Below are 23,357 nucleotides of genomic sequence, written 5' to 3'. Positions count from 1 at the left end.
AATTCCGCGGGCCTGTGTGCTGATTGCAATTACAGCAAGGAAGCGTCCGGTTGGATGACCGAAACCGTGGCCGGGGGCGGCATACCATGGTGGTCACCACCCCGACAGGGCATCTTTATCGGTCCCAGGCACCACCCTTGCCCGGAGATACCAGCTAGGAACCTTGGCTCGGCGAGCGTTTCAGCCCAAGCGCTTGAGCCCGTGGACGTCAGGTAAGGAGGAGATATCTGCGCCGCTGAGCGCCGTCGCCACCCAGAGGGATCTGTCGGCATCATCGAAGAGGCCTTCTTCGGCATAGGCCAGCACGTCCTCCACCGCCCGGGCCACAGCCCATCCCACCGCCACTTCATCATCGAGTCCCGCGGCTTCGCAGAGATGGTGGAGACGTCCTTGCAAGGCGCGGCCCGGATTTCGGGACGGCAGGTCAGCCAGCCGATTGTCGAGCATCGGCAGAATGGCAAATTCCCGGTCGCCAATCAACGGTTGGGGGTCGATGGCCACGAACTCTCCAGTAGATGGCCGACGGAGCGCATTGAAGAAGTGTAGATCGGAGTGCACTAAAAAGTCCTGATCGTCACGCCGGCCGACGGCGCCACGAATCTGGCACAGTTCCAGCGCAGCCTCCAGCAGACGCCGGGGGAGGAGACCCGGGAGCTCGGCCCACCGGGCAGGAAGCTCATCATTCCACCGTTCGGCGAGGGCGTCGGTACGTTCCACCAGTTCGGCACCTGCGATGGCGGCGGGAAGCTGCCGGGCCGGCAGACTCAGCCGGGACATCAACGGTCCCCAGATATCACAGGCCTCCGGCAGGGGCATGGCACCCAGATCATGATCCGGGTCCAGACGCTCCAACAACAAGAACCCGTCCTCGTGGGTGAACAACCTGACCGCTCCCTGCCCGGACCACCACTTCAGCGCCGTGGCCTCCGTGGCCAAACCGGGGTCGGGAATCTGGCATTTGAGAGCCAGGGGGCCTCCTGCTGAACCGATGACGGGAACCACGATGCCGGCATGACCGGCAAAAAAGGTACGGGGCGATGACGGATCGGGGGCCAGCTTCCATCGCTCGCATTGGGCCAGGACGCGTTCACCCAAGGTTTCCAGCCAGGGACGTCCTGCCGGCGAACGCAAGGCATGGTGCCTCAGCGCTGCTGGTAGATCGTGCAACTCATCGCGGAGGGCGCCGCGGCCGCCAGGGGTGTCCATCAGCCTTCCTAGGTGAGATCGGGAATGGTTTTCGCCAAAGTGAAGGAGCGCTCGGCCGCGAGCCAGGTTTCGGTGATCAGCGCCGATCGGGTCGGCTGCTCGGAAGCAGCCGCAGCATCACGGAGTAGACCGGCCAGCTGTGCCTCCGCATCGGCTACCGAGGTGATCGGTTTCGACGCGAAGTCTTTGGGGAGCTGGTAGGCAGGTTCCCTGACGGGGGAGCAGTCAGCCGGCAGCAGGTCCTCCAAGTGGTGACCCAACTCGGCGGAAGCCGCCGACAGCTTCCAGCCCTTCCGGGTCGAATCCCCGGGATGTTTGACGGCAGCCATCTGGTACCCATAGGCCAGCCGGAAAGCTGCATCTGAGGCATGGCTCAGGGTGCCCGCTGAGATTTCGTCTTCCGGAGCGGCCTCATGGGGCGTGCCCTCCGGTGCTGCGGTGCCGGACGTCGAAGAGCCCGGGTTCGTTGCTGGTGCTGACGATGTGCTGGCAGCAGCATCCGTTGAGGCCGCCGCCGCGCAGGATCCCTCCGGCAGACGGTGTTCCTCGGCCTTTTTCCAGCTCGCGGCCACTTCCGGGAGCCCGAGTTTCGGCAGTTTCTTCTCGGCACTGTCGGAGGGAGTCGTTCCCGCCAGTTGCTGGGCAGCCAGGCGTTGTTCGATCCCCGCCCCCAGAAGGGCAGCGACGTCACCGGAGTCGGCTTTGCTCGCGGTGCTTAACAGCCAGTTCGCCGAATCGGCCAACTCCACAGCCACCTCCGTGACGGCCGACGAGCCGGACTCCGCGGGGGTGGACGAAGCCGCCTGACCTGTGGGGCTGGAGCTCTGCCCAGCTGCTGCCGAGGCGCTCTGGGAGACTTCTTGCTCCACGTGGGCAGCCAAGCCCGGTGTGAGAAGGTCCACATGTCGACGCAATAACGTGGAGATCCGTTCCAACTCGGCAGCCGAAGCGTCGTCCACCGTCGGCTCCTTGGCGGCCGGAGACGACGAAGGCGCCGAGGCGGATGCCGGTGCGCTACTTTCGTCCTGCCTGGCAGTTCCGCCGGCCAGGTCTTCGGCGCTCCCAGCCAAGGCCAGCATGTTTCGGGACGCTTTCTCCTGTGGGCTCAACTGCTGTCCGCCTCCCCGGGAATCCGGGCCCCAACGGCTCTCGATGGTCGTACCGATGCCGACCACAATGGCAGCCACCAGGAGCAATCCCAGGGTGCGCAGCAGGAACCTAGCGACTGCGGGGAGTCCGCGCCGTGGTGAATGGCGGGGGCCGTGGGGGGAAGGCGAGCGTGTAACCATCGACACGATCATCCCATGTGCCCCGCTCCTTGAGGCGCCCGATGCCGCCCGTGGCGGGCTCAATCTCCCAAAGATGGGCACCTCTGAGCCGGTCGGGTGGTCTGGCTGCGGGTTGCCAGGTCGGCGGGGGCGCCAAATTGTCGATACTCTTGTACGCACAACATCGAATATGTGGGAGGAAGTCATGTCCGAACAGCCGGCAGGAACCCCGTCCGAAGGGCAACGGCTCAAGGAGTATCTGGAACCCACGGTCTCCGCCCACAACCTCCTTCTTGAAGATGTCGAGGTCCGTTCCGGTGCCGACCACCGCACCGTGAATGTCATCGTGGACCTATTCGAGGGGACCGGAAGCGTGGATCTTGACACGCTGGCCGAGGTCTCCCAAGCCGTTTCAACGGCCATGGACCAGGCGCCCGCTGAACCGGGACCGGCCTACGAACTCGAAGTTTCCTCACCCGGAATCGGGCGTCCGCTGACATTGCCGCGTCATTGGCGCCGAAACATCGGCCGTCTGGTCAAGATCAACCTGATCGGCGAAGACAATATCGCCGGACGGCTGACGGAAGCCGACGACGAGAGCATCACCGTCGTCCCCGACCTTCCGGTGAAGAAGGGCATGAAACCCAAACAGGGCGAGCCCCGCGTGATCGCCTATGGCGATATCCGTCGGGGCGCTGTGGACGTCGAATTCACCCGTTCGGGGCCCCTGGACGACGACGTATTAGAAATCGACGAGGCGCAGGAGGCCTGACATGGATATTGATATGAGCGCACTGCGACTCTTGGAATCGGAACGCGAGATTCCCCTACACCTGATCATCCCGACCATCGAGCAGGCGCTGGTCATGGCCTATCACAAGTCTCCCGGAGCGATCGATCGTGCCCGTGCCGAGCTGGACCAGAAGAGTGGCCGCGTCACCATCTGGGCCACGGATACCGACGAGGACGGCAACGAGCTCGCCGAGTTCGATGACACCCCCGAAGGCTTTGGCCGCATCGCCGCCAGCACCGCCCGGCAGATCATTCTCCAACGTCTCCGCGACGTGGAGGATGACAACATCCTCGGGCAGTTCAAGGGCAAGGAAGGCGAGCTGATCTCCGGTCAGATTCAGCAGGGCAACAACCCGATCATGATCCAGGTCAACCTGGGAACGATCGAGGCCCTCCTGCCACCGCCGGAGCAGGTCCCGGGTGAGAAATACATCCATGGTGCACGCATCAGGGCCTATGTCACCGACGTGCGCAAGGGCCTGAAGGGGCCCTCGATCACCCTGTCGCGTTCGCATCCGAACCTGGTGCGCCGGCTGTTCGAACTCGAGGTTCCCGAGATCGCCGACGGAACCGTCGAGATCGTCTCCTTGGCCCGCGAAGCGGGACACCGGACCAAAATCGCCGTGCGCCCCACGAAACCCGGAATCAATGCCAAGGGTGCCTGTATCGGTGAGATGGGTTCGCGCGTACGTGCCGTCATGAACGAGCTCTACGACGAAAAGATCGACCTCGTGGACTACAACGAGGATCCGGCGCGATTCATCGCCAACGCCCTCTCGCCGTCCAAGGTCAAATCGGTCACGATCATCGACGAGGCCGCCCGGCAGGCTCATGTGGTGGTCCCGGACTACCAATTGTCCTTGGCTATCGGCAAGGAAGGGCAGAATGCCCGCCTCGCGGCCAAGCTCACTGGCTGGCGGATTGATATTTCCTCCGATGCCAACCCGAACGGGCGTGTTGAGGCGGTTCGCCCAGAGTGACCGTCAGCACCGATGCCCCATGGCTGGTGTGAAAAGCGGTAGACTAGTCAGTGGTCCGTTCAGATCCGCCGACCCCAACCCAGGAGTTGACTCTCTCGCGTGAGCTCGCAGCATCAGCCGCAGCGTACGTGTATCGGGTGTCGGGAATCAACGGATCAGGATCAGTTGTTGCGTTGGGTGGTCGAAGGAACAGGCTCATGGGCCGTTCCCGACCCCAGTCGATGCAAGTCCGGTAGGGGTGCTTGGTTGCACCCCACGCCGGTATGTGCAGCCCGTGCCGTGAAGCGGCGGGCGTTTCGCAGGGCCTTCAGGGCCCCGGTGGACGACTCGCAAGTGGAATCGGCATTGGCCGCATTGGGTGTGCCCCCGCCGGGTGGTAGCACCGACTCAACCGTCAAACGTGAAAGCGGGTCAGAAATCTGATGGAAACCCGATGAGTGTCAAGCGATGAGCGCCTAACGATGACTAATCAGTTATGCGCAACGATCGGCATGCTGCCTCTTGGCGGCTACCGACCAAGCCCGAAACAGACGGTTCGCACCCGGTAAGAAGTGAGTGCAGGGGCGGACCGAGACAGGAGAAATGTGGCCAAGGTCCGCGTACACGAGCTCGCCAAAGAGCTCGGCATCACTTCGAAGGATGCAGTGGCAAAACTGCAGGAATTGGGCGAATTCGTCCGTTCCGCTTCGTCGACCATTGAAGCGCCCGTAGTCAAGAAGCTACGCAGCGCATTCCCCCAGGCTGAAGCACCGGCAAAGCCGGTCGCCAAGGCACCACAGGCAGCTAAGCCGGCCACCCCGGCCGCCCCGGCCCAGGAAGCCCCGGCCGCACCCGCGGCTCCGGCCACCCCGGCGTCCAATGCCCCACGCCCCGGAGCACGTCCGGCCCCGAAGCCGGGAGCTACCCCGGAGGCACCAGCTGCTCCGGCAACGCCGGAACCCGCCGTGGAGACTCCGGCAGCAGCCGAAGCACCGGCCGCCGAGGAACCAGCAGCAGTGAAGCCGGCCGCCCCGCGTCCGACCTCAGCCAAGCCCGGTGCCCCGCGCCCCGGCAACAACCCGTTCTCATCCCAGCAGGGGATGCGCGGTAAGGACTCAGGCCCCGGTGGGCCGCGTCCAGGTGCCCGCTCGGGCGCCCCACGTCCCGGGGGACCACGTCCGGGAAACAACCCGTTCGCCTCCCAGCAGGGTATGCGTACCGGAGCCCCGGCAGGCCAGGGTGGACCACGTCCACCGGCCGGCGCCGGTGGTCCACGTCCGGGTGCACCCCGTCCGGGAGCTCCGCGCCCCGGTGCAGGTGCCCCGAGCGCCCGTCCGGGTGGACCCCGTCCGACCCCTGGCATGATGCCCAACCGCACCGAGCGTCCGGCTCCGGCCGGTGGAGGCCGTCCCGGTGCTCCAGGGCGCGGTGGCGGACCGGGCGGCCCCGGACGTCCCGGTGGCGGCTTCGGCGGCAAGGGCGGCGGTCGCGGTCGCGGCGGCACGCAGGGTGCCTTCGGTAAGGGAGGCGCCGGTCGCGGCAAGCAGCGCAAGTCGAAGCGGGCCAAGCGCCAGGAATTGGAGCAGATGAGTGCACCGTCGCTGGGCGGCGTGAGCATTCCCCGCGGAAACGGTGAGACCATCGTGCGTCTGCGCCGTGGCGCTTCCATCACCGACTTTGCCGACAAGATCGAAGCCAACCCGGCAGCACTGGTCACGGTGCTGTTCCACCTCGGCGAAATGGCCACGGCCACGCAGTCGCTGGATGAGGCGACCTTCGACGTCCTCGGTGGCGAGCTGGGCTATAAGGTCCAGATCGTTTCCCCGGAGGACGAGGAGCGCGAGCTGCTCGAATCCTTCTCCATCGATCTGGATCAGGAGCTCGAGGATGAGGGCGACGAGGATCTCATGGCACGGCCTCCGGTGGTCACCGTCATGGGCCACGTCGACCACGGCAAGACCCGCCTGCTCGATGCCCTCCGTAAGTCCAACGTCATCGAAGGCGAAGCCGGCGGCATCACCCAGCACATCGGTGCCTACCAGATCAGTCACGAACACGAAGGCAACGAGCGTGCTGTCACGTTCATCGATACCCCGGGTCACGAGGCCTTCACGGCTATGCGTGCTCGTGGTGCGAAGGTCACCGACATTGCCGTGCTGGTGGTCGCCGCGGACGACGGCGTCATGCCGCAGACCGTTGAAGCACTCAACCATGCCCAGGCAGCAGACGTGCCGATCGTTGTCGCAGTGAACAAGATCGATAAGGATGCTGCGAACCCGGACAAGGTCAAGGGCCAGCTCGCCGAATACGGTGTTGTACCCGAAGAATACGGTGGCGACACCATGTTCGTTGAGGTCTCGGCCCTGAAGAACCTGGGCATTGAGGAGCTCCTCGAGGCGGTGCTGCTGACCGCTGACGCCGCACTGGACATGCGCGCCAACCCGAATAAGGATGCTCGCGGCATTGCCATCGAGGCCAACCTCGATAAGGGCCGTGGTGCAGTGGCCACCGTGCTGGTTCAGTCCGGCACCTTGAAGGTCGGAGACACGATTGTCGCCGGTCAGGCCCATGGACGCGTCCGTGCCATGTTCAACGAGAACGGCGAGAACCTGGAAACGGCGACCCCGTCGCGTCCGGTCCAGGTACTCGGTTTGTCCACCGTCCCCCGGGCCGGCGACACGTTCTTGGTCACCTCGGATGAGCGGACGGCCCGCCAGATCGCTGAGAAGCGTGAAGCTGCCGACCGCAACGCCCAGCTGGCGAAGCGTCGTAAGCGCATCACCCTGGAAGACTTCGACCAGGCTGTTGCCGACGGCAAGATCGACACCCTCAACCTCATCCTCAAGGGTGACGTCTCCGGTGCCGTGGAAGCCCTCGAGGATTCGTTGCTCAAGATCGACGTGGGTGAAGGCGTGCAGTTGCGCGTCATCCACCGCGGGGTCGGCGCCATCACGCAGAACGACGTCAACCTGGCGACCGTGGACAACGCGATCATCATCGGCTTCAACGTCAAGCCTGCCGAGCGCGTTTCCGATCTGGCCGATAAGGAGGGCGTCGACATGCGCTTCTACTCGGTCATCTACGCGGCCATCGATGACATCGAGCTGGCCCTGAAGGGCATGCTGAAGCCGGAGTACGAGGAAGCCCAGCTGGGTACCGCGGAGGTCCGCGAGGTCTTCCGTTCCTCGAAGTTCGGCAACATTGCCGGCTCGATCGTTCGCAGCGGTACGATCCGACGCAACAGCAAGGCACGCGTCACCCGCGATGGCAAGGTCATCGGGGACAAGCTGACAGTGGATTCGCTGAAGCGCTTCAAGGACGACGCCACCGAGGTCCGCACGGACTTCGAATGTGGTATCGGTCTGGGCTCCTTCAACGACGTCAAGGAAGGCGACATCATCGAGACCTTCGAGATGCGCGAGAAGCCGCGCGCCTAAAGGCCAAGGCAGTACGACGCCGGACGCTCGCCTGACGGGCGGGCGCCCGGCGTCTTCTTTTCCACACAGCAGCAAGAACCAGCACAATGAATCCCCAGGAGGGCATCATGGCCGATCCGGCTCGCGCGGCACGGCTCGCGCAACGCATCAAGGTCCTGGTCGCGCAGTCGCTCGGCAAGGTGGTGAAGGATCCTCGCGTTGAAAACGTGACGATCACCGACACCCGCGTCACCAACGACCTGCAGAATGCGACCGTCTACTACACAGTCCTCGGTGAGGACGCAGAAAAGGCCGAGGCCGCCGCAGGGCTGGCCAAGGCCAAGGGAATCCTGCGCAAGGAGGTCGGGCGCAACCTGACCGTCCGGTTGACCCCCACCTTGGAATTCGTCGCCGACGAAATCCCCGTCAACGCCTCCAACCTGGAGGAATTGCTGCGCGAAGCCAAGGCCCGTGACGCGGAGGTGGCTGCCCTGGCTTCCGGGGCGACGCACGCGGGGGAAGCCGACCCCTATAAGCACGACGACGAGGACGACGAGGCCGAGGTCTAGGTCCCGCGTCCTTCACCATCGACGGCGGCTGCCGTGCAGGAGATCACCTGCGCGGCGGTCGCGGTCGTTTTTCGGGGCCGATGCCCCGCAGGCCGGATAGCGCCTCCAATCACCCTGAACCTGGCATTGACTTCCCCGGGACACGGTCCTATCTTCGGTTCAGAAGTATCCATCGGAGGGGACTGAGACCATGAGCGGGTCTGAACGTTCCGTGTTGTGGGTGGCAATTCTTGCCTCGTTCGTGGCCTTTCTCGACGGCTCCATCGTCAATGTCGCCCTCCCGGCGATCGCCAGTGAACTGGGCGGGGGGATCACCACCCAGCAGTGGGTGCTCGACGGTTATCTGCTCACCCTCGGTTCGTTGATCATGGTGGCGGGCAGCTTATCCGATATCTTCGGACGGGTGCGGATCCTCCGCTTCGGACTCATCTTCTTCGGCGCTGCGTCACTCCTCTGTGCTGTGGCCCCCAGCACCGGCGTCCTGTTGACCGCACGTCTACTTCAGGGAGCTGCGGCCGCGCTACTGGTACCCAGCTCGTTGGCGCTGATCACTTCCACTTTCGCTGAAGGGCCCAGGGCGCGGGCCATCGGACAATGGACGGGCTGGACGGGCACGGCTTTCGTCGCCGGGCCGCTGTTGGGCGGCCTGTTGGTGGATGCTGTTTCTTGGCGGCTGGTTTTCGCCATTAACGTGGTCCCGATCGTCGTCACCCTGGTTCTACTGCTCAAGCTCCACGACCCGGTGAAACCCGTGGCTAGGACGCCGATCGATGTTCTCGGCGCGTTGCTGGCGGCTCTGGGGCTGGGGGGAACGGTCTTCGCCTTGATCTTCCAGGACGGGCGGGGGTGGGCAGATCCCTTGGTTTCCCTGCCGCTCGCCGGGGGACTGGCCTGTGTGGGCGCCTACGTCTGGAGGGAGAAGACGGCACGGCACCCGATGATGCCCCTTCACCTGTTTCGGGAGCGGAACTTCGGCATCGGAAACCTGGCCACTGCGGCGTTCTACGCGGGGATCACGCTGGGGACCTTCATCATCCCGATCTTCTTGCAGGAGACGGCAGGATTCACCGCCTTTTCAGCGGGAATGGCCACCATCCCCTTGACCTTGATGTCCTTGGCACTCTCCGCACTCTTTGGGACCTTTGCTGGCCGATACGGGCCCAGACTATTCATGTCCGTGGGCCCCGTGATCGGAGCTGCCGGCTTCCTGCTGATGCTCTCGGCAACGGAACCGCTGGACTACTGGCAGCAGATTCTGCCGGGTGTCGTGCTCTTCGGGCTGGGCCTGGCGGTGACCGTCGCCCCGCTGACCGCGGCAGTCCTCGGGGCCATCGACCCGGCACAGAGCGGCATCGGATCGGCCATCAACAACGCGGTGTCACGGGTGGCCGGTCTCCTCGCCGTTGCCGCCGTGGGTTGGTTCGCCGGTCCGGTCCTGGACTTCGCGGCGTTCCACCGGGTCCTCCTGGCGGCGGCGCTGCTGATGATCGCGGCCGGTGTCGTCTCGGCGCTGGGCATCAGCAACGCACAGAACGCCAGCGCCAGGCCCATTCCACCCGAGGCCACCGCGGCATGCCACGATCGAGTCGTCCCTGAGGGGCCGGAATTCCCCGGGATGTGAGCCGGACCGCGAGGAGACCTCGAGCACAGAAAAGGCTTCTGAAAACTTCGGTCAACTTGTCTTTCCGGGCGTATTTTGCCGAGTGTTCTCCGACGGAATCTGAGCCGAACCCACCGTTGCTTCGACTGACCCGACGGATCACGAGAGCTGGTGCCGTGCCCCGGGACGGCGGAATTCCTTCAGATCCGTTCGGTCCGGTGACCACCAGGTGCCCGTGCCGCCTATACTGGGGGACGTGAAAAAAGGTGCCAGCACAGATCAGGACGACGTCGGATCGGGACTGGTGATCGTCGACAAGCCGCAGGGCTGGACGAGCCACGACGTCGTCGGCCGGACCCGCCGTCTCGCAGGGACCCGCAAAGTCGGCCATGCCGGGACCCTGGATCCCTTGGCGACGGGGGTATTGGTCGTCGGGGTCAATAAGGCAACCCGCCTCCTGACCTATATCGTCGGTGCCACGAAGACCTACGAAGCCACCATCCGCCTAGGCGAGAACACCGTCACCGACGATGCCGAAGGCGAGCTCATCCAATCCCGCATTGCAGCGGCCGTCACCGAGGAACAGATCCACGCAGAGGTGACCGCGCTGACCGGTGACATCGACCAAGTGCCCTCCTCCGTCAGTGCCATCAAGGTCAACGGTGAACGGTCCTATGCTCGGGTGCGCAGCGGCCAGGAGGTTGACCTTCCGGCCCGCCCAGTCACGGTCAGTCGGTTCGAGGTCCATGAAGTTCGTCGCCTGCGCGGCGGCAAGATCCAGGACGTCGACGTCACGGTGGAATGCTCCTCCGGAACCTATATCCGTGCCCTGGCCCGTGACCTCGGCGAACATCTGGGTGTTGGCGGACATCTCACCGCCCTGCGGCGGACCCGGGTGGGCCCCTACGGCATCGACGGGGCCCGCACGATGGAACAACTGGCAGAAGAGTTCGGGATGCTTCCCCTGGACGAGGCAGCCAGAGCCCTGTTCGAAAACCGTGAACTCAGTGCCGAGGAAGCCACCGAACTATCCTTCGGACGCCGGATTAGCCCGAATCCCCACGACGATGTGGTCACCGCCGCATTCTCCCCGGACGGGACCTGCGTGGCGCTGTTGAAGAATAAGAGCGGGGCAGCCAAGCCCGAAATCGTCTTCGTCACTGCCTGAACCGCCGACCGTCCCCCTCCAGCCACCCGAAAGGTAGCCACCCACCGTGATCGTCGATGGATTTTTCATTGCCGGGGTGATCATCTGTGCACTCTCCGTGGTGTTGAGCGTCGTCGCCACGATCCTGCGCGATCATCCGGATGACTACGCCATCATCTCCGTGGCCGCGGTCGAACTCTTCCTGGTCGTCTACGGGATTGCCGCGGCGATCCGTCAGGCGGGTGGGGAAACGATCTCCGGTGAAGCCTGGGAGTTCTGGGGGTATGTGGCCACCGCCCTGTTCGTGCCAGTCGTGGCCTTCGCCTGGGCGATCACCGATAAGACCCGCTGGTCCAACGCCGTCCTGGCCGCCGTCGGCCTCACCGTTTTCGTCATGTTGTATCGCATGGAACAGATTTGGGATGGAGCCACCCTCGCATGAATTCACCCGCCACCCAGCACCCCAACAGCCGCCAAGCAGGTCTGGGACGCATCATCATCGCCGTCTACGGGATCTTCGCGATCTCCTCCACGGCCCGCGCCGGCTACCAGATCCTGACGAAGTTCGACGAAGCACCGCTGGCATATGGTCTCAGCGCCGTGGCAGCCCTCATCTACATCATCGCGACCATCGCCCTGGCCTCGAAGAAGCCCGGCAGTTGGAGGGTGTCCTTCCTCGCGGTCCTCATCGAACTGATTGGGGTCATCGTCGTGGGCATCCTCTCCTTCGCCGTGCCACAGGATTTTGCCCACCCCGCCGTCTGGTCGCACTTCGGTCAGGGCTATGGCTACATCCCGCTGGTGCTGCCGCTCATCGGCTTGTGGTGGCTGAACCGGCACCGCGAACCGCAACCTGCCAGCTAGCCGAATTCAGCTTCACGGGGCCCATCGTGAATAATGGAAAAGGCGTCAGCCCGGCCCCCGAAAAACCGCCGCATTCCCAAGGAGCACAGTGCACTACTGGAAAGGCCTCGAATCCGTCCCCCCGGACTTCGGGCCATCCGTCGTGACCATCGGCAACTTCGATGGTGTCCATCGCGGCCACCGTGAGGTTCTGTCCACGCTGACCCGTTTGGCCGCCGAACGTCATGCTGCCGCCGTGGCCATCAGTTTCGACCCGCATCCCGCGCAGGTGCACCGCCCCGATAGCTACCTGCCCCTCATCATGGGGCTGGCGGATCGGGTCGATTCGCTGGCCGAGACCGGCCTGGATGCCGTGTTGATGGTGAATTACACGCTGGCCTTCTCACAGGCCACCCCCGACGAATTCGTCCAGGACGTCATCGTCGATCGCCTGCATGCCTGCGCCGTCGTCGTCGGCCATGACGTGCGCTTCGGTCGCGGGAACGCCGGTGACTTCGACACCATGGTCGAACTGGGAAAGATCCACGGCTTCGACGTCATTGGCATCGACGACGTCGGGGAATCGCGTCGCTGGTCCTCCACCTGGATCCGGGAAGCCCTGACCGACGGGGATGTGGCCACCGCCAACGAAATCCTGGGCCGGCCGCATCGCATGCGCGGAGAAATCGTCCACGGTGCCGCCCGCGGCCGCGAACTCGGCTTCCCCACAGCAAATCTGGCCACCGACGCCTCAGGCATCATCCCCGCCGACGGCGTTTATGCCGGGTGGCTGGTCGACGAGGCAGGCATGCGCTGGCCGGCGGCCATCTCCGTCGGCTCGAACCCGACTTTTGAAGGTGTGAGCCGCCAGGTCGAGGCCCATGTCATCGACCGTCCTGACGAGGAGGTCGGGGACTTCGACCTCTACGGTCAACAATCCGTCGTCGAATTCGTCGCCCGATTGCGACCGATGGTGGCCTATCACGGTATCGAAGCGCTGATCGAACAAATGAATGAGGACGTCGAGCTGGCCCGCGGAGTCCTGGAACATGACCGGGCCGGCGCCTGAGCGCGAACCCGCCGAACCGGTGAGCAGGCCCGCAGCCGGCGCGCCGCTGCCCAACCTTCCCTCCGGTGGACCGGCCATTGATGCCTCCCGCCGGCTCGCCTTCGGAGCGGCCTTCGCCCACGGGGGAGGGCTCTATGATGCGGTCCGTCCCGCCTACCCCGTCGACGCCGTGGACTTCCTGGTCCCCGCCGGTGCCCGGGACGCGGTGGACCTGGGAGCAGGAACCGGCATCCTCACCGTGGAACTGGCGGCCAGGGGATTGCGGACGACGGCGGTGGACCCCTCCGAAGACATGCTCGCCCAACTGCGGCTCAAATCCCGGCCGATTCGCACCGTGCTGGCCACCGCCGAGGACACCTCGCTGCCCACCGAATCCTTCGACGTGGCCACCGCGGCGCAGGCCTGGCATTGGGTGGACGTGCCGGCCGCCTCCGCCGAGGCCGCCAGGATTCTGCGTCCACGGGGACGCCTGGCCCTGATCTGGAACCAACTCGACGTCACCGTTCCCTGGGTGCACCGGCTCAGCCGCATCATGCATGCCGGGGACGTGCACCGTCCCGACTTCGTCCCGGACATCGGGCCGGACTTTACGCCGTGGGAATCCATGGACCTGCAGTGGGAGCAGCAGGTGACCCCCGAGCTGCTGATCGAACTGGCCAAATCGCGGAGTTACTATCTGCGGGCCGAGGCGCCGATCCGCGCCCGGGTCGAGGGGAACCTGAGTTGGTACCTCCATGAGCATTTGGGGCATCACCCGGGGGAGCAGTTGGGGCTGCCCTACTTCACGCATGCCTGGCGGGCCCACCGGCGGTAGCAACGGTGATGATAGGCTGGTCGGTGGTGTGCGCTGCAGTCCGCGGTTGCGTGTCACCATGCCGGAGACGGCACTTGAACTGTTCGCGGTACAACTCCAGGAGTTAATGTGGCCCTCGACGCTACTGTTAAGAACGAAATCATCAAGGCTTACGCCACCCACGAAGGCGACACGGGCTCCCCGGAGGTACAGGTTGCTGTTCTCTCACGTCGCATTCTGGACCTGACGGAGCACCTGAAGACGCATCAGCACGACCACCACACCCGCCGTGGCCTCATGGGCATGGTTGGCCGTCGTCGCCGTATGCTCGGTTACCTCAAGGACACCGACATCGCCCGCTACCGTACGCTCATCGAGCGCCTCGGCCTGCGCCGCTAGTCGGTTCCATGGAAGCGGCCCTCCCGCCGGGCAACCGGTCGGAGGGGCCGCTTCCGGGCACAGGGCCTGAGGCTCTGGGCCACCAACACCAATGAAATTCGCAGGACAACAGCCATCAAGGACATTCGCGGTCCTCGGTAGTGGTTTACGGGAAACCGGCACGACGCCGGCCATCCCGTGGGCCTCGATCGAAGACCGGGTGCCCCCTCCGGTGGAACCGGAGGAGAGGATCGGCTGGTCCTGCGCCACAACAGAAACGGAGGTGACTCTCCATGGAGGGTCCCGAAATTCAGTTTGCAGAAGCGGTCATCGATAATGGCCGGTTCGGAACGCGCACCATCCGCTTTGAGACCGGCCGTCTGGCCCAGCAGGCAGCAGGCGCTGCCATGGTCTACATCGACGACGACACGTCCATGCTCTCGGCCACCTCGGCTGGTAAGCACCCCCGCGAGGGCTTCGACTTCTTCCCGCTGACGGTGGACGTCGAAGAGCGCATGTATGCCGCCGGACGCATCCCCGGTAGCTTCTTCCGCCGCGAGGGCCGTCCCTCGACCGAGGCCATCCTGGCCTGCCGCCTCATGGACCGCCCGCTGCGTCCGGCCTTCGTCAAGGGCCTGCGCAACGAGGTCCAGGTGGTTGTCACCATCCTGTCCATGAACCCGGACGACCTGTACGACGTCGTGGCCATCAACGCCTCATCGATGTCCACGCAGCTCTCGGGCCTGCCGTTCTCCGGCCCCATCGGCGGCGTCCGCGTTGCCCTGGTCGACGAAGGAAACGGCGCCCAGTGGGTCGCTTTCCCGAAGCACTCACAGCTGGAGAACGCCGTGTTCTCGATGGTGGTTGCCGGCCGCGTCAGCGGCGACGACGTCGCCATCATGATGGTCGAGGCCGAGGCCACCGACCACGCCTGGAACCTGATCAAGGAAAACGGCGCCGTCGCCCCGACCGAAGAGGTCGTGGCCGAGGGCCTGGAGGCTTCCAAGCCGTTCATCAAGGTTCTCTGCGATGCCCAGGCCGATCTGGCTGCCCGTGCCGCGAAGCCGACCGTCGAGTTCCCGATCTTCCGCGACTTCGAGGACGACGCCTACGCCGCCGTCGAGTCCGCAGCATCGGCCAAGCTCACCGAGATCTTCGCGATCGCCGATAAGCAGGAGCGCGACAACGCCTCCGGCGCCTACCGCGACGAGGTCGTCGAGCAGCTTGCCGCTGAAGGCCAGCAGTTCGAAGGCCGCGAAAAGGAGATCTCCAAGGCCTTCGCCGCGGTGACCAAGCACGTCGTCCGCCAGCGCATCCTGACGGAACAGGTCCGCATCGACGGCCGTGGTCTGACGGACATCCGCCAGCTCACCGCCGAGGTCGAGGTTCTGCCCCGCGTGCACGGTTCGGCGATCTTCGAGCGCGGCGAAACCCAGATCATGGGTGTCACCACGCTGAACATGCTCAAGATGGAGCAGCAGATCGACTCGTTGTCGCCCGTGACGCGCAAGCGCTACATGCACAACTACAACTTCCCGCCGTACTCCACCGGTGAGACCGGCCGCGTTGGTTCGCCCAAGCGCCGCGAGATCGGCCATGGTGCCCTGGCCGAACGGGCCATCGTCCCGGTGCTGCCGACGCGTGAGGAGTTCCCCTACGCGATCCGCCAGGTCTCCGAGGCCTTGAGCTCGAACGGGTCCACCTCCATGGGCTCGGTCTGTGCCTCGACCCTGTCGCTGCTCAACGCCGGCGTGCCGCTGCGCGCCCCGGTGGCCGGCATCGCCATGGGCCTGGTCTCCGACCAGGTGGACGGCCAGACCCGCTACGCGGCGATGACCGATATCCTCGGCGCCGAAGATGCCATGGGCGATATGGACTTCAAGGTCGCCGGTACCTCGGAGTTCGTCACGGCCATCCAGCTGGACACCAAGCTCGACGGCCTCCCGGCCTCCGTGCTCGGAGCAGCCCTGAAGCAGGCCCGTGAAGCACGCCTGCACATTCTCTCGGTGATCAACTCCGCGATCGACGCACCGGATGAGATGAGCGAATTCGCTCCGCGCATCATCTCGGTGAAGATCCCCGTGGATAAGATCGGCGAGGTCATTGGCCCGAAGGGCAAGATGATCAACACCATTCAGGAGGACACCGGAGCCGACATCTCCATCGAGGATGACGGCACCGTGCTGATCGGTGCGACCAACGGCGAATCCGCCGAGGCCGCCCGTTCCGCCATCAACGCGATCGCCAACCCGATGGTGCCCGAGGTCGGCGAACGCTACCTCGGAACCGTGGTGAAGCTGACCACGTTCGGCGCCTTCGTGTCACTGACCCCGGGCAAGGACGGCCTGCTGCACATCTCGGAGCTGCGCAAGCTCTCCGGTGGCAAGCGCGTCGAGGATGTCGAAGACGTCGTCTCCGTGGGTCAGAAGCTCCAGGTGGAGATCACCAAGGTCGACGACCGTGGAAAGCTCTCGCTGGCACCCGTTGTTGCCGAAGAGGCCGAAACCTCGGCCGTCGACGCGTAAGGACGAGTACCACCCATGGCTTTGATTCCTTTGCCACTGACCGGCTCGGGAATGTTCCCGTACTCCGCTGAGCAGGACGCCTCTGGCGCCAGCTCGCCGATCGAATACGGGGATCCAACCATCCTGGCCGGGGAGGCCGGAGGGGCGCTGGTGCGCCGTTCCGTCCTCCCCGGCGGGGTGCGGGTGCTGACCGAGGCCATGCCCGGACAGCGCTCCGCCACCATCGGCTTTTGGGTCGGTGTCGGTTCGCGTGATGAGGTCCAGGGCCAGCACGGTTCGACACACTTCCTTGAACACCTGCTTTTCAAAGGGACCTCCCGCCGCAATGCGATGGATATCGCCACGGCCTTCGACGAGGTCGGCGGCGAATCCAATGCCGCCACCGCCAAGGAAAGCACCTGCTACTTTGCCCGGGTTCTGGACGCAGACCTGCCGCTGGCCATCGACATCATCGCGGACATGATCACCTCAGCGGTCCTGGACCCAGCAGAACTCGAGCAGGAACGCGACGTCATCCTCGAGGAAATCGCGATGGACGGCGACGATCCCGGTGACGTCGCCCACGAAAAATTCGTTTCAGCGGTTCTGGGAGACCACCCGCTGGCCCGCCCCATCGGTGGCACCCCCGAAGCGATTCTGGGGATCGGCCGCGACGCCGTACTTGACCACTACCGGCGCTTCTATAAACCCAGCGAACTCGTCATCACCGTCGCCGGTTCCCTGGACCACGACGAGGTCTGCGACCAAGTGGTCGAGGCACTGCGCTCCGCCGGTTGGACGCTGGAGGACGGGGCCGCCCCCGAGCCCCGTCGCAGCACCGAACCAGTGCCTGTCAGCGGGCAAAACACCATCGACGTGATTCGCCGCCCCGTGGAGCAAACCAACATCATCATGGGCTGCCCGGGTATCATCGCCACCGACGAGCGACGCCATGTGATGAGTGTGCTCAACGCAGTGCTCGGCGGCGGGATGTCATCGCGCCTGTTCCAGGAGATCCGCGAAAAGCGTGGGCTGGTGTATTCCACCTATTCCTTCTCCGCCGCCTACTCCGACGTCGGCTACTTCGGCATGTATGCCGGCTGCGCCCCGGCCAAAACCGGCCAGGTCATCCGGCTGCTGGGCGAGGAACTGGACCGTTTGGCAGCCGAGGGCATCAGCGCCGACGAACTGCGCAAGGCCGTTGGCCAGCTCTCGGGCGGCATGGTCCTGGCGTTGGAGGATCCCGGGTCACGCATGTCCCGACTGGGACGGGCAGAATTGGTCACCGGCGTCTTCCAAGACCTCGATGAGTCCCTGGCCCGCGTCAGGGCAGTCACCGTCGAGGACGTCCAAGCCCTGGCCCGAGAACTGGCCTCCAGACCGCGTACCGTCACGGTCGTCGGCCCCTTCGACACGCCGGCGGACTTCGGCTTGTAAACCGCCGCGCCGCCACCTGTTGCCCGAAATCAGGTTCGACAAACTATGCTGTGGCATATGTGTGAACTTCATCACTCACACCCATCACTCGCATAGTTGTTGAAAGGTACGATCCAACATGAATTTGAATAGCGTGACGGAGGTTCTGGGCGATATCAGTAGTATCGTCTGGGGACCGTTCCTGTTGATCCCCTTACTCCTGGGGGCGGGGTTGTACTTGACCATCAGGTTGGGGGGCCTACAGTTCTTCAAGCTGGGCGCCGCCTTGAGGCTGGGCATCCTGAAGCGCAAGGATCCCGGCACCGAGGGGGACATCTCCCAGTTCCAGGCACTGACCACCGCCCTGGCGGCCACCGTGGGTACCGGCAACATCGTCGGTGTCGCCACGGCCATCGGCATCGGCGGTCCCGGCGCCCTGTTTTGGATGTGGATCACCGGTCTGCTGGGCATGGCCACAAAATATTCGGAGGCCTTCCTGGCCGTCCGCTTCCGCGGCACCGACGCCGCGGGTGAGAAGTCGGGTGGCCCGCAGAACTATCTGGAGCGCGGCATCAAGGGTCCCTGGGGCAAGGTTCTGGCGCTGTCCTTCGCCATCTTCGCCGTCCTGGCCAGTTTCGGCATCGGCAACATGACCCAAGGCAACGCCATTGCCGCCAACGTCGAAAGCAGCTGGGGTGCCCCGCTGTGGCTCACCGGTTTGACCCTGACCGTGTTGACCATGATCGTCCTGGTCGGCGGCATCAAATCCATCGGCCGCGTCACCGCCGGTCTGGTTCCGGTGATGATCGTCTTCTACATCCTCGGCGCCATCTACATCCTGCTGGCCAACCTGGGCCAGGTTCCCGCTGCCCTGGGGCTGATCTTCACCGATGCCTTCACCGGCACCTCCGCGGTGGGCGGTTTCACCGGCTCGGCGATCATCATCGTGATCCAGTTCGGTGTGGCCCGCGGGCTGTTCTCCAACGAGTCCGGCCTGGGTTCCGCGCCGATCGCTGCAGCCGCTGCGCAGACCTCGCACCCGGTCCGTCAGGGCCTGGTCTCCATGACGCAGACGTTCATCGACACCATCATCGTGGTCAGCTTCACCGGATTGGTCATCGTGACCACGGGTGCCTGGAGCGAAACCGATCCGGAAACCGGGGAGCAGATCTCCGCTGCCCTGATGACGGGTGAGGCCTTCAGCCACGGGCTGCCGGGGGAGTGGGGCCACTGGGTCGTGACGATCGGGTTGGTGCTCTTTGCCTTCTCCACCCTGCTGGGATGGTCCTACTACGGCGAACGCAATATGGAGAAGCTCTTCGGGCGCCGAACGGTCATGCCGTTCCGTGTCGTCTGGTCCCTGGTCGTCTTCATCGGCGCCACGGTGCAGCTCGAGGTCGTCTGGGCGTTCTCGGATGTCATGAACGGACTGATGGCGTTGCCGAACCTGATCGGTCTGATCGTCCTCTCCGGGCTGATCGTCCGCGAGACCCGTTGGTACCTCAAGCATGACCCCAAGCTCGAGGCCACCAAGGACGAGATCGAGGCGTTCATGAAGGACCAGCCCGGCTGGGACCAGTGGAAGTCCGGCGACATCGTCGGTTCCTCGCAGAACTACGGTGGGGACAGGGACAAGGACAGCTTGCGCGACTAGCGTCTTCTGCGGCGGCCTGCGGGCCGCCGCACCCTGATCCGACAAAGGCGGGCCGGTCACCGGGATATCCCGGAAACCGGCCCGCCTTTCTCATGTCATCGCTGTGGTGAAGGGAAACGGTGCAGACCAGTCGTGCGCCGTATCCTCGTGAGGGCTAACCGCCGGCGAAGGGCGGCAAGATGTCGATGACATCCGCGTCGGCCAAGGGGCGGGATTCGTCCCGAGCCCCCATCTCGTTCACCAGGAAACTGGAACGGGTCAACACGCGCTGCAACGGGGATCCGGATTCGTCCGAGGGGACTGCCTTCGGGAGGTGGCCCAGCAAGGCAGCCAGCGTCCCGCCGTCGTTCTCGATGTCCTTCAGCGGGACCTCCAGCTCGCGGACGCCGGCCGCCGCGGCAGCTGCGGCGAAGAACCTGATCTTCACTTATCCTCCAATAGCGCTCATGGAGCGGTCGGGCTGGACGAAGTCCTCGGCTCCCAGTCCCGTATGGTCCATGCCGTGGGCGCGCGGTTTAGCCCACATGGCGGCCCGCCAGCGGTCGGCAATCTCCTGATCGGTGGCTTCCGAGCGGAGGAGGGCGGTGAGGTCGGTTTCCTCCCGGGAGAACAGGCAACTCATGATCTTGCCTTCGGCCGTGATGCGGGTGCGTCGGCAGTCGGCGCAGAAGGGTTCGGTGACCGAGGCGATGATCCCGACGGTACCGAGGATCGCGTCAGTCTCCCCCTTGACCCTGACCTCGTAGCGTTCGGCAGGGGCCCCGTCGCGTGACTCGGGGGCCACCGTGATGTCGTAGTCGGCGCCGAGCAGTTCGCGGGTATCGGTAGCGGTGACCATATCGGCGCGCGTCCACCCGTGGTCGGCGTCGAGGGGCATCTGCTCGATGAAGCGCAGTTCGAATCCGCGTTCCAGGGCCCAGGCAAGCAGGGAGGGTGCTTCCATATCGTTGATCCCGCGCATCAGCACGGCGTTGATCTTGATGGGGTCCAGTCCCGCATCGGCGGCGGCATCGATGCCTTCAATGACCTTATGCAGGAAATTGCGGCGAGCGAGCTTCTTGAAGGATTCGGCGTGGATGGTATCCAGGGAGACGTTGATCCGGGTGAGGCCCGCCTCGGCCAGGGCACGGGCCCTGGCCGTGAGTCCGACACCGTTGGTCGTCATCGAAATCGGCAGGTCTGGGTGATCGGCGCGCAAACCCGCAATGATCTCCACCAGGTCCTTGCGCATCAAGGGTTCCCCGCCCGTCAGGCGTAGTTCGCGCACTCCGTGGATGTCCACGGCGATGCGGACGAGCCGCCGGATCTCCTCGGCGGTCAGCAACCGTTCGGCAGGCAACCACGCCATGCCATCGGCGGGCATGCAATAGGTGCAGCGCAGATTACATTTGTCGATCAGCGAGATGCGCAGATCCGTGGCCACCCGGCCGAAGCGGTCCACCAGGCGCGGATCTTCCCCGGGGGCCGGTGCCGGAATGAAGTCCCCGGAGCCTTGGGGGGCGGATGCGCCCGGCTCGGGGATGCCGGGCATGCCCAGAGAGACCGCAGTGTTCCCCCCGGTGGCCGGATCGGCTGCGGACTGGGAGCTGGTACTGCATGTCATGCCTCGAGCGTAGTCCAGATCTGGACCGAAAACAGGGGGAAGGGAGCGGCTCTCGGTGGCGGGAAAATCTCACAAGTTGCCATGGTTCCCGCATAAGTCCACGCAGAACGCCCTTGTGGGCGCATTTGCGTCGAGTATGCTTCTGAAATGACGCAAATGAGAGTATCCGAAGCGGCGCGGTTTTTGGCGGTCAGCGACGATACCGTCCGCCGACTCCTGGACTCCGGACAACTGAGTCCCGGCAAGGACTCGTCCGGGCGGATCACCGTCGATGGCGTGGAACTGGCGGCCTACATCCGCCGCCTGGCCGACAGTCCCCATGACCCGGCCCATGTCGCCTCCTCGGCCAGGAACCGTTTCGTCGGACTGGTGACAGCGGTGACCGCCGATCGGGTGATGGCGCAAGTGGAGATGCAGTGCGGGCCCTTCCGTGTCGTTTCGCTCATGAGTAGCGAAGCAGCGCAAGACCTGGGACTCGAACCCGGAAGCATCGCCACCGCCGTCGTGAAATCAACCACTGTCATCATCGAGACGAAGGCCTGAACATGCGCTCAACACTGATCGCCACTCTGACTGCGACGGCGCTGCTGCTTTCGGCCTGCGGGACGCCGTCCTCCGGTGCGGACGCCGAAGCCTCCACGCCGGGGAAACCGGACGGGGCCACGATCCACTTCGCGGCCGCAGCCTCACTGACGGATGTCGCCCCGGAACTGACCCGGGCCTACGCAGAAGAAACCGGTGACACGACCCGGATCGACATCAATCTGGGTGCCTCATCCAAACTGGTCCAACAGGCGAATTCCGGCCAACAACCAGATGTGCTGATCACCGCCGACACCCAGGCCCCCGAGGCGTTGAAGGATCCCGCGGCTTTCGAACCATCCGTTGCCCTGGTCTCCAACACGCTGGTCTTGGTAGTGCCCTCGGATTCACAGATCACCACGGCCGACCAGCTGCCAGACGCCGCGTCGGTGGCCCTGTGTGCCCCGGCGGTACCGTGTGGCCGGGCAGCGAACAACTACCTGGAACAGCAGGACTTCACCCTGGAAACCGTCAGTGAGGAAGATAATGTGCGCGCCGTGCTGACCAAGGTCACCGCAGGGCAAGTCGACGCCGGTTTCGTCTACGCCACGGATGCCGCAGCAGCCGGGAATCAGGTGCGCGCCGTCGATTTGGCGGGGCTGGAGCCCAATATCTACCCCCTTCTGGTGGCCGCCGATGCCCCGAAGCCCGCGCAGGACTTTGCCCGCTGGCTCCAAGGTGATGCTGCCGGGAAGCTGTTGCTCAAAGCCGGCTTCTCGAAATCGTGACCCGTACAGCCCTTTCGCCCCGGATGCTGAGGGCGACGACGCCCGGATGGCTGTGGATTCCCGCACTGATCGGCCTGGCCGCACTGGCCGGGCCCCTCGTGGCGCTCTTTGCCGCGGCCCGCTGGCAGGACTTGCCGGAACTGCTGGGACGCGACGATGCCCGCACCGCACTGGGCCTCTCCCTGGGAACGGCGGCTGCCTCGACGATCGTTTGTTTCCTGCTGGGGCTGCCGCTGGCCGTCCTGCTCTCCCGCTTGCACGGTGCGTTGCTGCAGGTGCTCCGGGGCCTGTTGGTGGTGCCCTTGGTTCTGTCGCCGGTGGTTTCGGGCCTGGCTCTGCTCTACTTCTGGGGCCGGCAGACACCGGTGGGAGGGTGGCTGGATTCGATCGGGCTCGGGGTGGGTTTTAGCCCGGCGGCGGTCATCCTGGTCCAGGTGTTCGTCTCCCTGCCCTTCTTTGTTGTTTCGGCGCTGAGCAGTATTGAGGCCGTCGATACCGACCTGGAATTCTCGGCGGCCAATGCCGGGGCTTCCTCGGGACAGATCCTGGCCCACATCACGTTGCCCCTGGCGGCTCCCGGAATCATCGTCGGGACATTACTGGCCTTCGCCCGGTCACTGGGGGAATACGGGGCAACCATCACCTTCGCCGGTTCCGTGGCCGGACGCACCCGGACCTTGCCGCTGCAGATCGAATTGGCGCTGAACTCCAACGACCCCCAAGCAGCCCTGGGCATCAGCCTGATGCTGATCGGGCTCTACCTGATCGTGCTGGTCGTGGCCGGGGCAGCAGTCAGCAGGATCTTTAGGCGCTAGCCACCCGTAGGATGG

22 protein-coding genes are annotated in these 23,357 nt (G+C 64.8%); 18 read left to right on the top strand and 4 right to left on the bottom strand.

Annotated features, from left to right (window positions below; all coding sequences use genetic code 11):
• Nucleotides 1-180 precede the first annotated feature (180 nt).
• Together FM101_RS06990 and FM101_RS06985 are read right to left on the bottom strand one after the other, a co-directional pair.
• The gene (locus tag FM101_RS06990; RefSeq protein ID WP_086997445.1) at nucleotides 181-1,206 is read right to left on the bottom strand and encodes an aminoglycoside phosphotransferase family protein; all 1,026 of its coding nucleotides are present in this window, start codon (nucleotides 1,204-1,206) and stop codon (nucleotides 181-183) included.
• Nucleotides 1,207-1,214: 8 nt separating this feature from the next.
• On the bottom strand, nucleotides 1,215-2,495 hold the full coding sequence (locus FM101_RS06985; RefSeq protein WP_143269240.1) for a hypothetical protein: 1,281 nt from the start codon (nucleotides 2,493-2,495) through the stop codon (nucleotides 1,215-1,217).
• A gap of 184 nt (nucleotides 2,496-2,679) precedes the next feature.
• On the opposite strand from FM101_RS06985, the gene rimP reads away from it, so the two are divergent.
• From rimP to FM101_RS06910, 15 genes are all read left to right on the top strand, one after another.
• Complete coding sequence (gene rimP, locus FM101_RS06980) at nucleotides 2,680-3,246, top strand: ribosome maturation factor RimP (RefSeq protein ID WP_086997439.1); 567 nt, start codon at nucleotides 2,680-2,682, stop codon at nucleotides 3,244-3,246.
• Nucleotide 3,247: 1 nt separating this feature from the next.
• Entirely contained in the window at nucleotides 3,248-4,246 is a 999-nt protein-coding gene (nusA, locus tag FM101_RS06975) for a transcription termination factor NusA (RefSeq protein ID WP_086997435.1), read from the top strand.
• Between the two features lie 99 nt (nucleotides 4,247-4,345).
• Nucleotides 4,346-4,669, top strand: a complete 324-nt coding sequence (locus FM101_RS06970) for a YlxR family protein (protein ID WP_086997432.1) — start codon at nucleotides 4,346-4,348, stop codon at nucleotides 4,667-4,669.
• 161 nt (nucleotides 4,670-4,830) lie between these two features.
• Nucleotides 4,831-7,662, top strand: a complete 2,832-nt coding sequence (gene infB / locus FM101_RS06965) for a translation initiation factor IF-2 (protein WP_086997429.1) — start codon at nucleotides 4,831-4,833, stop codon at nucleotides 7,660-7,662.
• Nucleotides 7,663-7,769: 107 nt separating this feature from the next.
• Complete coding sequence (gene rbfA, locus FM101_RS06960) at nucleotides 7,770-8,210, top strand: 30S ribosome-binding factor RbfA (RefSeq protein ID WP_086997480.1); 441 nt, start codon at nucleotides 7,770-7,772, stop codon at nucleotides 8,208-8,210.
• Nucleotides 8,211-8,400: 190 nt separating this feature from the next.
• On the top strand, nucleotides 8,401-9,831 hold the full coding sequence (locus FM101_RS06955; protein WP_086997427.1) for an MFS transporter: 1,431 nt from the start codon (nucleotides 8,401-8,403) through the stop codon (nucleotides 9,829-9,831).
• Between the two features lie 235 nt (nucleotides 9,832-10,066).
• Complete coding sequence (gene truB, locus FM101_RS06950) at nucleotides 10,067-10,978, top strand: tRNA pseudouridine(55) synthase TruB (protein ID WP_086997424.1); 912 nt, start codon at nucleotides 10,067-10,069, stop codon at nucleotides 10,976-10,978.
• 46 nt (nucleotides 10,979-11,024) lie between these two features.
• Nucleotides 11,025-11,399, top strand: a complete 375-nt coding sequence (locus tag FM101_RS06945; protein ID WP_086997421.1) for a hypothetical protein — start codon at nucleotides 11,025-11,027, stop codon at nucleotides 11,397-11,399.
• A complete protein-coding gene (locus tag FM101_RS06940) occupies nucleotides 11,396-11,821 on the top strand; it encodes a hypothetical protein (RefSeq protein WP_086997418.1) in 426 nt (141 codons plus the stop codon). Before FM101_RS06945 ends, FM101_RS06940 begins: the two co-directional genes overlap by 4 nt.
• A gap of 88 nt (nucleotides 11,822-11,909) precedes the next feature.
• Nucleotides 11,910-12,869, top strand: coding sequence for a bifunctional riboflavin kinase/FAD synthetase (locus tag FM101_RS06935; RefSeq protein WP_086997415.1), 960 nt, complete (start codon nucleotides 11,910-11,912; stop codon nucleotides 12,867-12,869).
• Complete coding sequence (locus FM101_RS06930; protein WP_086997412.1) at nucleotides 12,850-13,683, top strand: class I SAM-dependent methyltransferase; 834 nt, start codon at nucleotides 12,850-12,852, stop codon at nucleotides 13,681-13,683. Before FM101_RS06935 ends, FM101_RS06930 begins: the two co-directional genes overlap by 20 nt.
• Nucleotides 13,684-13,791: 108 nt before the next feature.
• Entirely contained in the window at nucleotides 13,792-14,061 is a 270-nt protein-coding gene (rpsO, locus tag FM101_RS06925) for a 30S ribosomal protein S15 (protein ID WP_086997409.1), read from the top strand.
• A 272-nt stretch (nucleotides 14,062-14,333) separates the two neighbouring features.
• Entirely contained in the window at nucleotides 14,334-16,565 is a 2,232-nt protein-coding gene (locus tag FM101_RS06920) for a polyribonucleotide nucleotidyltransferase (RefSeq protein ID WP_086997406.1), read from the top strand.
• A 15-nt stretch (nucleotides 16,566-16,580) separates the two neighbouring features.
• Complete coding sequence (locus FM101_RS06915) at nucleotides 16,581-17,981, top strand: M16 family metallopeptidase (RefSeq protein WP_179204265.1); 1,401 nt, start codon at nucleotides 16,581-16,583, stop codon at nucleotides 17,979-17,981.
• 118 nt (nucleotides 17,982-18,099) lie between these two features.
• Complete coding sequence (locus FM101_RS06910) at nucleotides 18,100-19,614, top strand: alanine/glycine:cation symporter family protein (RefSeq protein WP_086997403.1); 1,515 nt, start codon at nucleotides 18,100-18,102, stop codon at nucleotides 19,612-19,614.
• A gap of 154 nt (nucleotides 19,615-19,768) precedes the next feature.
• On the opposite strand, the gene FM101_RS06905 is transcribed toward FM101_RS06910, so the two are convergent.
• Both FM101_RS06905 and moaA read right to left on the bottom strand, forming a co-directional pair.
• Nucleotides 19,769-20,041 (bottom strand): MoaD/ThiS family protein, encoded by a 273-nt coding sequence (locus FM101_RS06905; protein ID WP_086997400.1) that lies wholly within the window; start codon nucleotides 20,039-20,041, stop codon nucleotides 19,769-19,771.
• Entirely contained in the window at nucleotides 20,042-21,145 is a 1,104-nt protein-coding gene (gene moaA / locus FM101_RS06900; RefSeq protein ID WP_086997474.1) for a GTP 3',8-cyclase MoaA, read from the bottom strand. It lies immediately after the preceding gene.
• Between the two features lie 219 nt (nucleotides 21,146-21,364).
• Between moaA and FM101_RS06895 the strand changes: the two genes are divergently transcribed.
• Genes FM101_RS06895 through FM101_RS06885 form a run of 3 tightly spaced genes read left to right on the top strand, consistent with a single transcriptional unit; the run spans nucleotide 21,365 to nucleotide 23,342 of the window.
• A complete protein-coding gene (locus FM101_RS06895) occupies nucleotides 21,365-21,760 on the top strand; it encodes a TOBE domain-containing protein (protein WP_086997397.1) in 396 nt (131 codons plus the stop codon).
• Between the two features lie 2 nt (nucleotides 21,761-21,762).
• The gene (gene modA, locus FM101_RS06890; RefSeq protein WP_086997394.1) at nucleotides 21,763-22,527 is read left to right on the top strand and encodes a molybdate ABC transporter substrate-binding protein; all 765 of its coding nucleotides are present in this window, start codon (nucleotides 21,763-21,765) and stop codon (nucleotides 22,525-22,527) included.
• Nucleotides 22,524-23,342, top strand: coding sequence for a molybdate ABC transporter permease subunit (locus tag FM101_RS06885; RefSeq protein ID WP_241895208.1), 819 nt, complete (start codon nucleotides 22,524-22,526; stop codon nucleotides 23,340-23,342). Before modA ends, FM101_RS06885 begins: the two co-directional genes overlap by 4 nt.
• Nucleotides 23,343-23,357 lie beyond the last annotated feature (15 nt).

Source organism: Arthrobacter rhombi (assembly GCF_900163545.1).
In the GTDB taxonomy this organism is placed as follows: Bacteria; Actinomycetota; Actinomycetes; order Actinomycetales; family Micrococcaceae; genus Arthrobacter_H; species Arthrobacter_H rhombi_A.
This window is presented reverse-complemented; position numbering and strand designations above follow the sequence as displayed.

Excerpts from the sequence above, each read along its gene's own strand:
- FM101_RS06990 (WP_086997445.1), bottom strand. The coding sequence starts at position 1,206 with ATGGACACCCCTGGCGGCCGCGGCGCCCTCCGCGATGAGTTGCACGAT.
- FM101_RS06985 (WP_143269240.1), bottom strand. The coding sequence starts at position 2,495 with ATGGTTACACGCTCGCCTTCCCCCCACGGCCCCCGCCATTCACCACGG.
- rimP (WP_086997439.1), top strand. The coding sequence starts at position 2,680 with ATGTCCGAACAGCCGGCAGGAACCCCGTCCGAAGGGCAACGGCTCAAG.
- nusA (WP_086997435.1), top strand. The coding sequence starts at position 3,248 with ATGGATATTGATATGAGCGCACTGCGACTCTTGGAATCGGAACGCGAG.
- rbfA (WP_086997480.1), top strand. The coding sequence starts at position 7,770 with ATGGCCGATCCGGCTCGCGCGGCACGGCTCGCGCAACGCATCAAGGTC.
- FM101_RS06955 (WP_086997427.1), top strand. The coding sequence starts at position 8,401 with ATGAGCGGGTCTGAACGTTCCGTGTTGTGGGTGGCAATTCTTGCCTCG.
- FM101_RS06940 (WP_086997418.1), top strand. The coding sequence starts at position 11,396 with ATGAATTCACCCGCCACCCAGCACCCCAACAGCCGCCAAGCAGGTCTG.
- FM101_RS06930 (WP_086997412.1), top strand. The coding sequence starts at position 12,850 with ATGACCGGGCCGGCGCCTGAGCGCGAACCCGCCGAACCGGTGAGCAGG.
- FM101_RS06920 (WP_086997406.1), top strand. The coding sequence starts at position 14,334 with ATGGAGGGTCCCGAAATTCAGTTTGCAGAAGCGGTCATCGATAATGGC.
- FM101_RS06915 (WP_179204265.1), top strand. The coding sequence starts at position 16,581 with ATGGCTTTGATTCCTTTGCCACTGACCGGCTCGGGAATGTTCCCGTAC.
- FM101_RS06910 (WP_086997403.1), top strand. The coding sequence starts at position 18,100 with ATGAATTTGAATAGCGTGACGGAGGTTCTGGGCGATATCAGTAGTATC.
- moaA (WP_086997474.1), bottom strand. The coding sequence starts at position 21,145 with ATGCCCGGCATCCCCGAGCCGGGCGCATCCGCCCCCCAAGGCTCCGGG.
- FM101_RS06895 (WP_086997397.1), top strand. The coding sequence starts at position 21,365 with ATGACGCAAATGAGAGTATCCGAAGCGGCGCGGTTTTTGGCGGTCAGC.
- modA (WP_086997394.1), top strand. The coding sequence starts at position 21,763 with ATGCGCTCAACACTGATCGCCACTCTGACTGCGACGGCGCTGCTGCTT.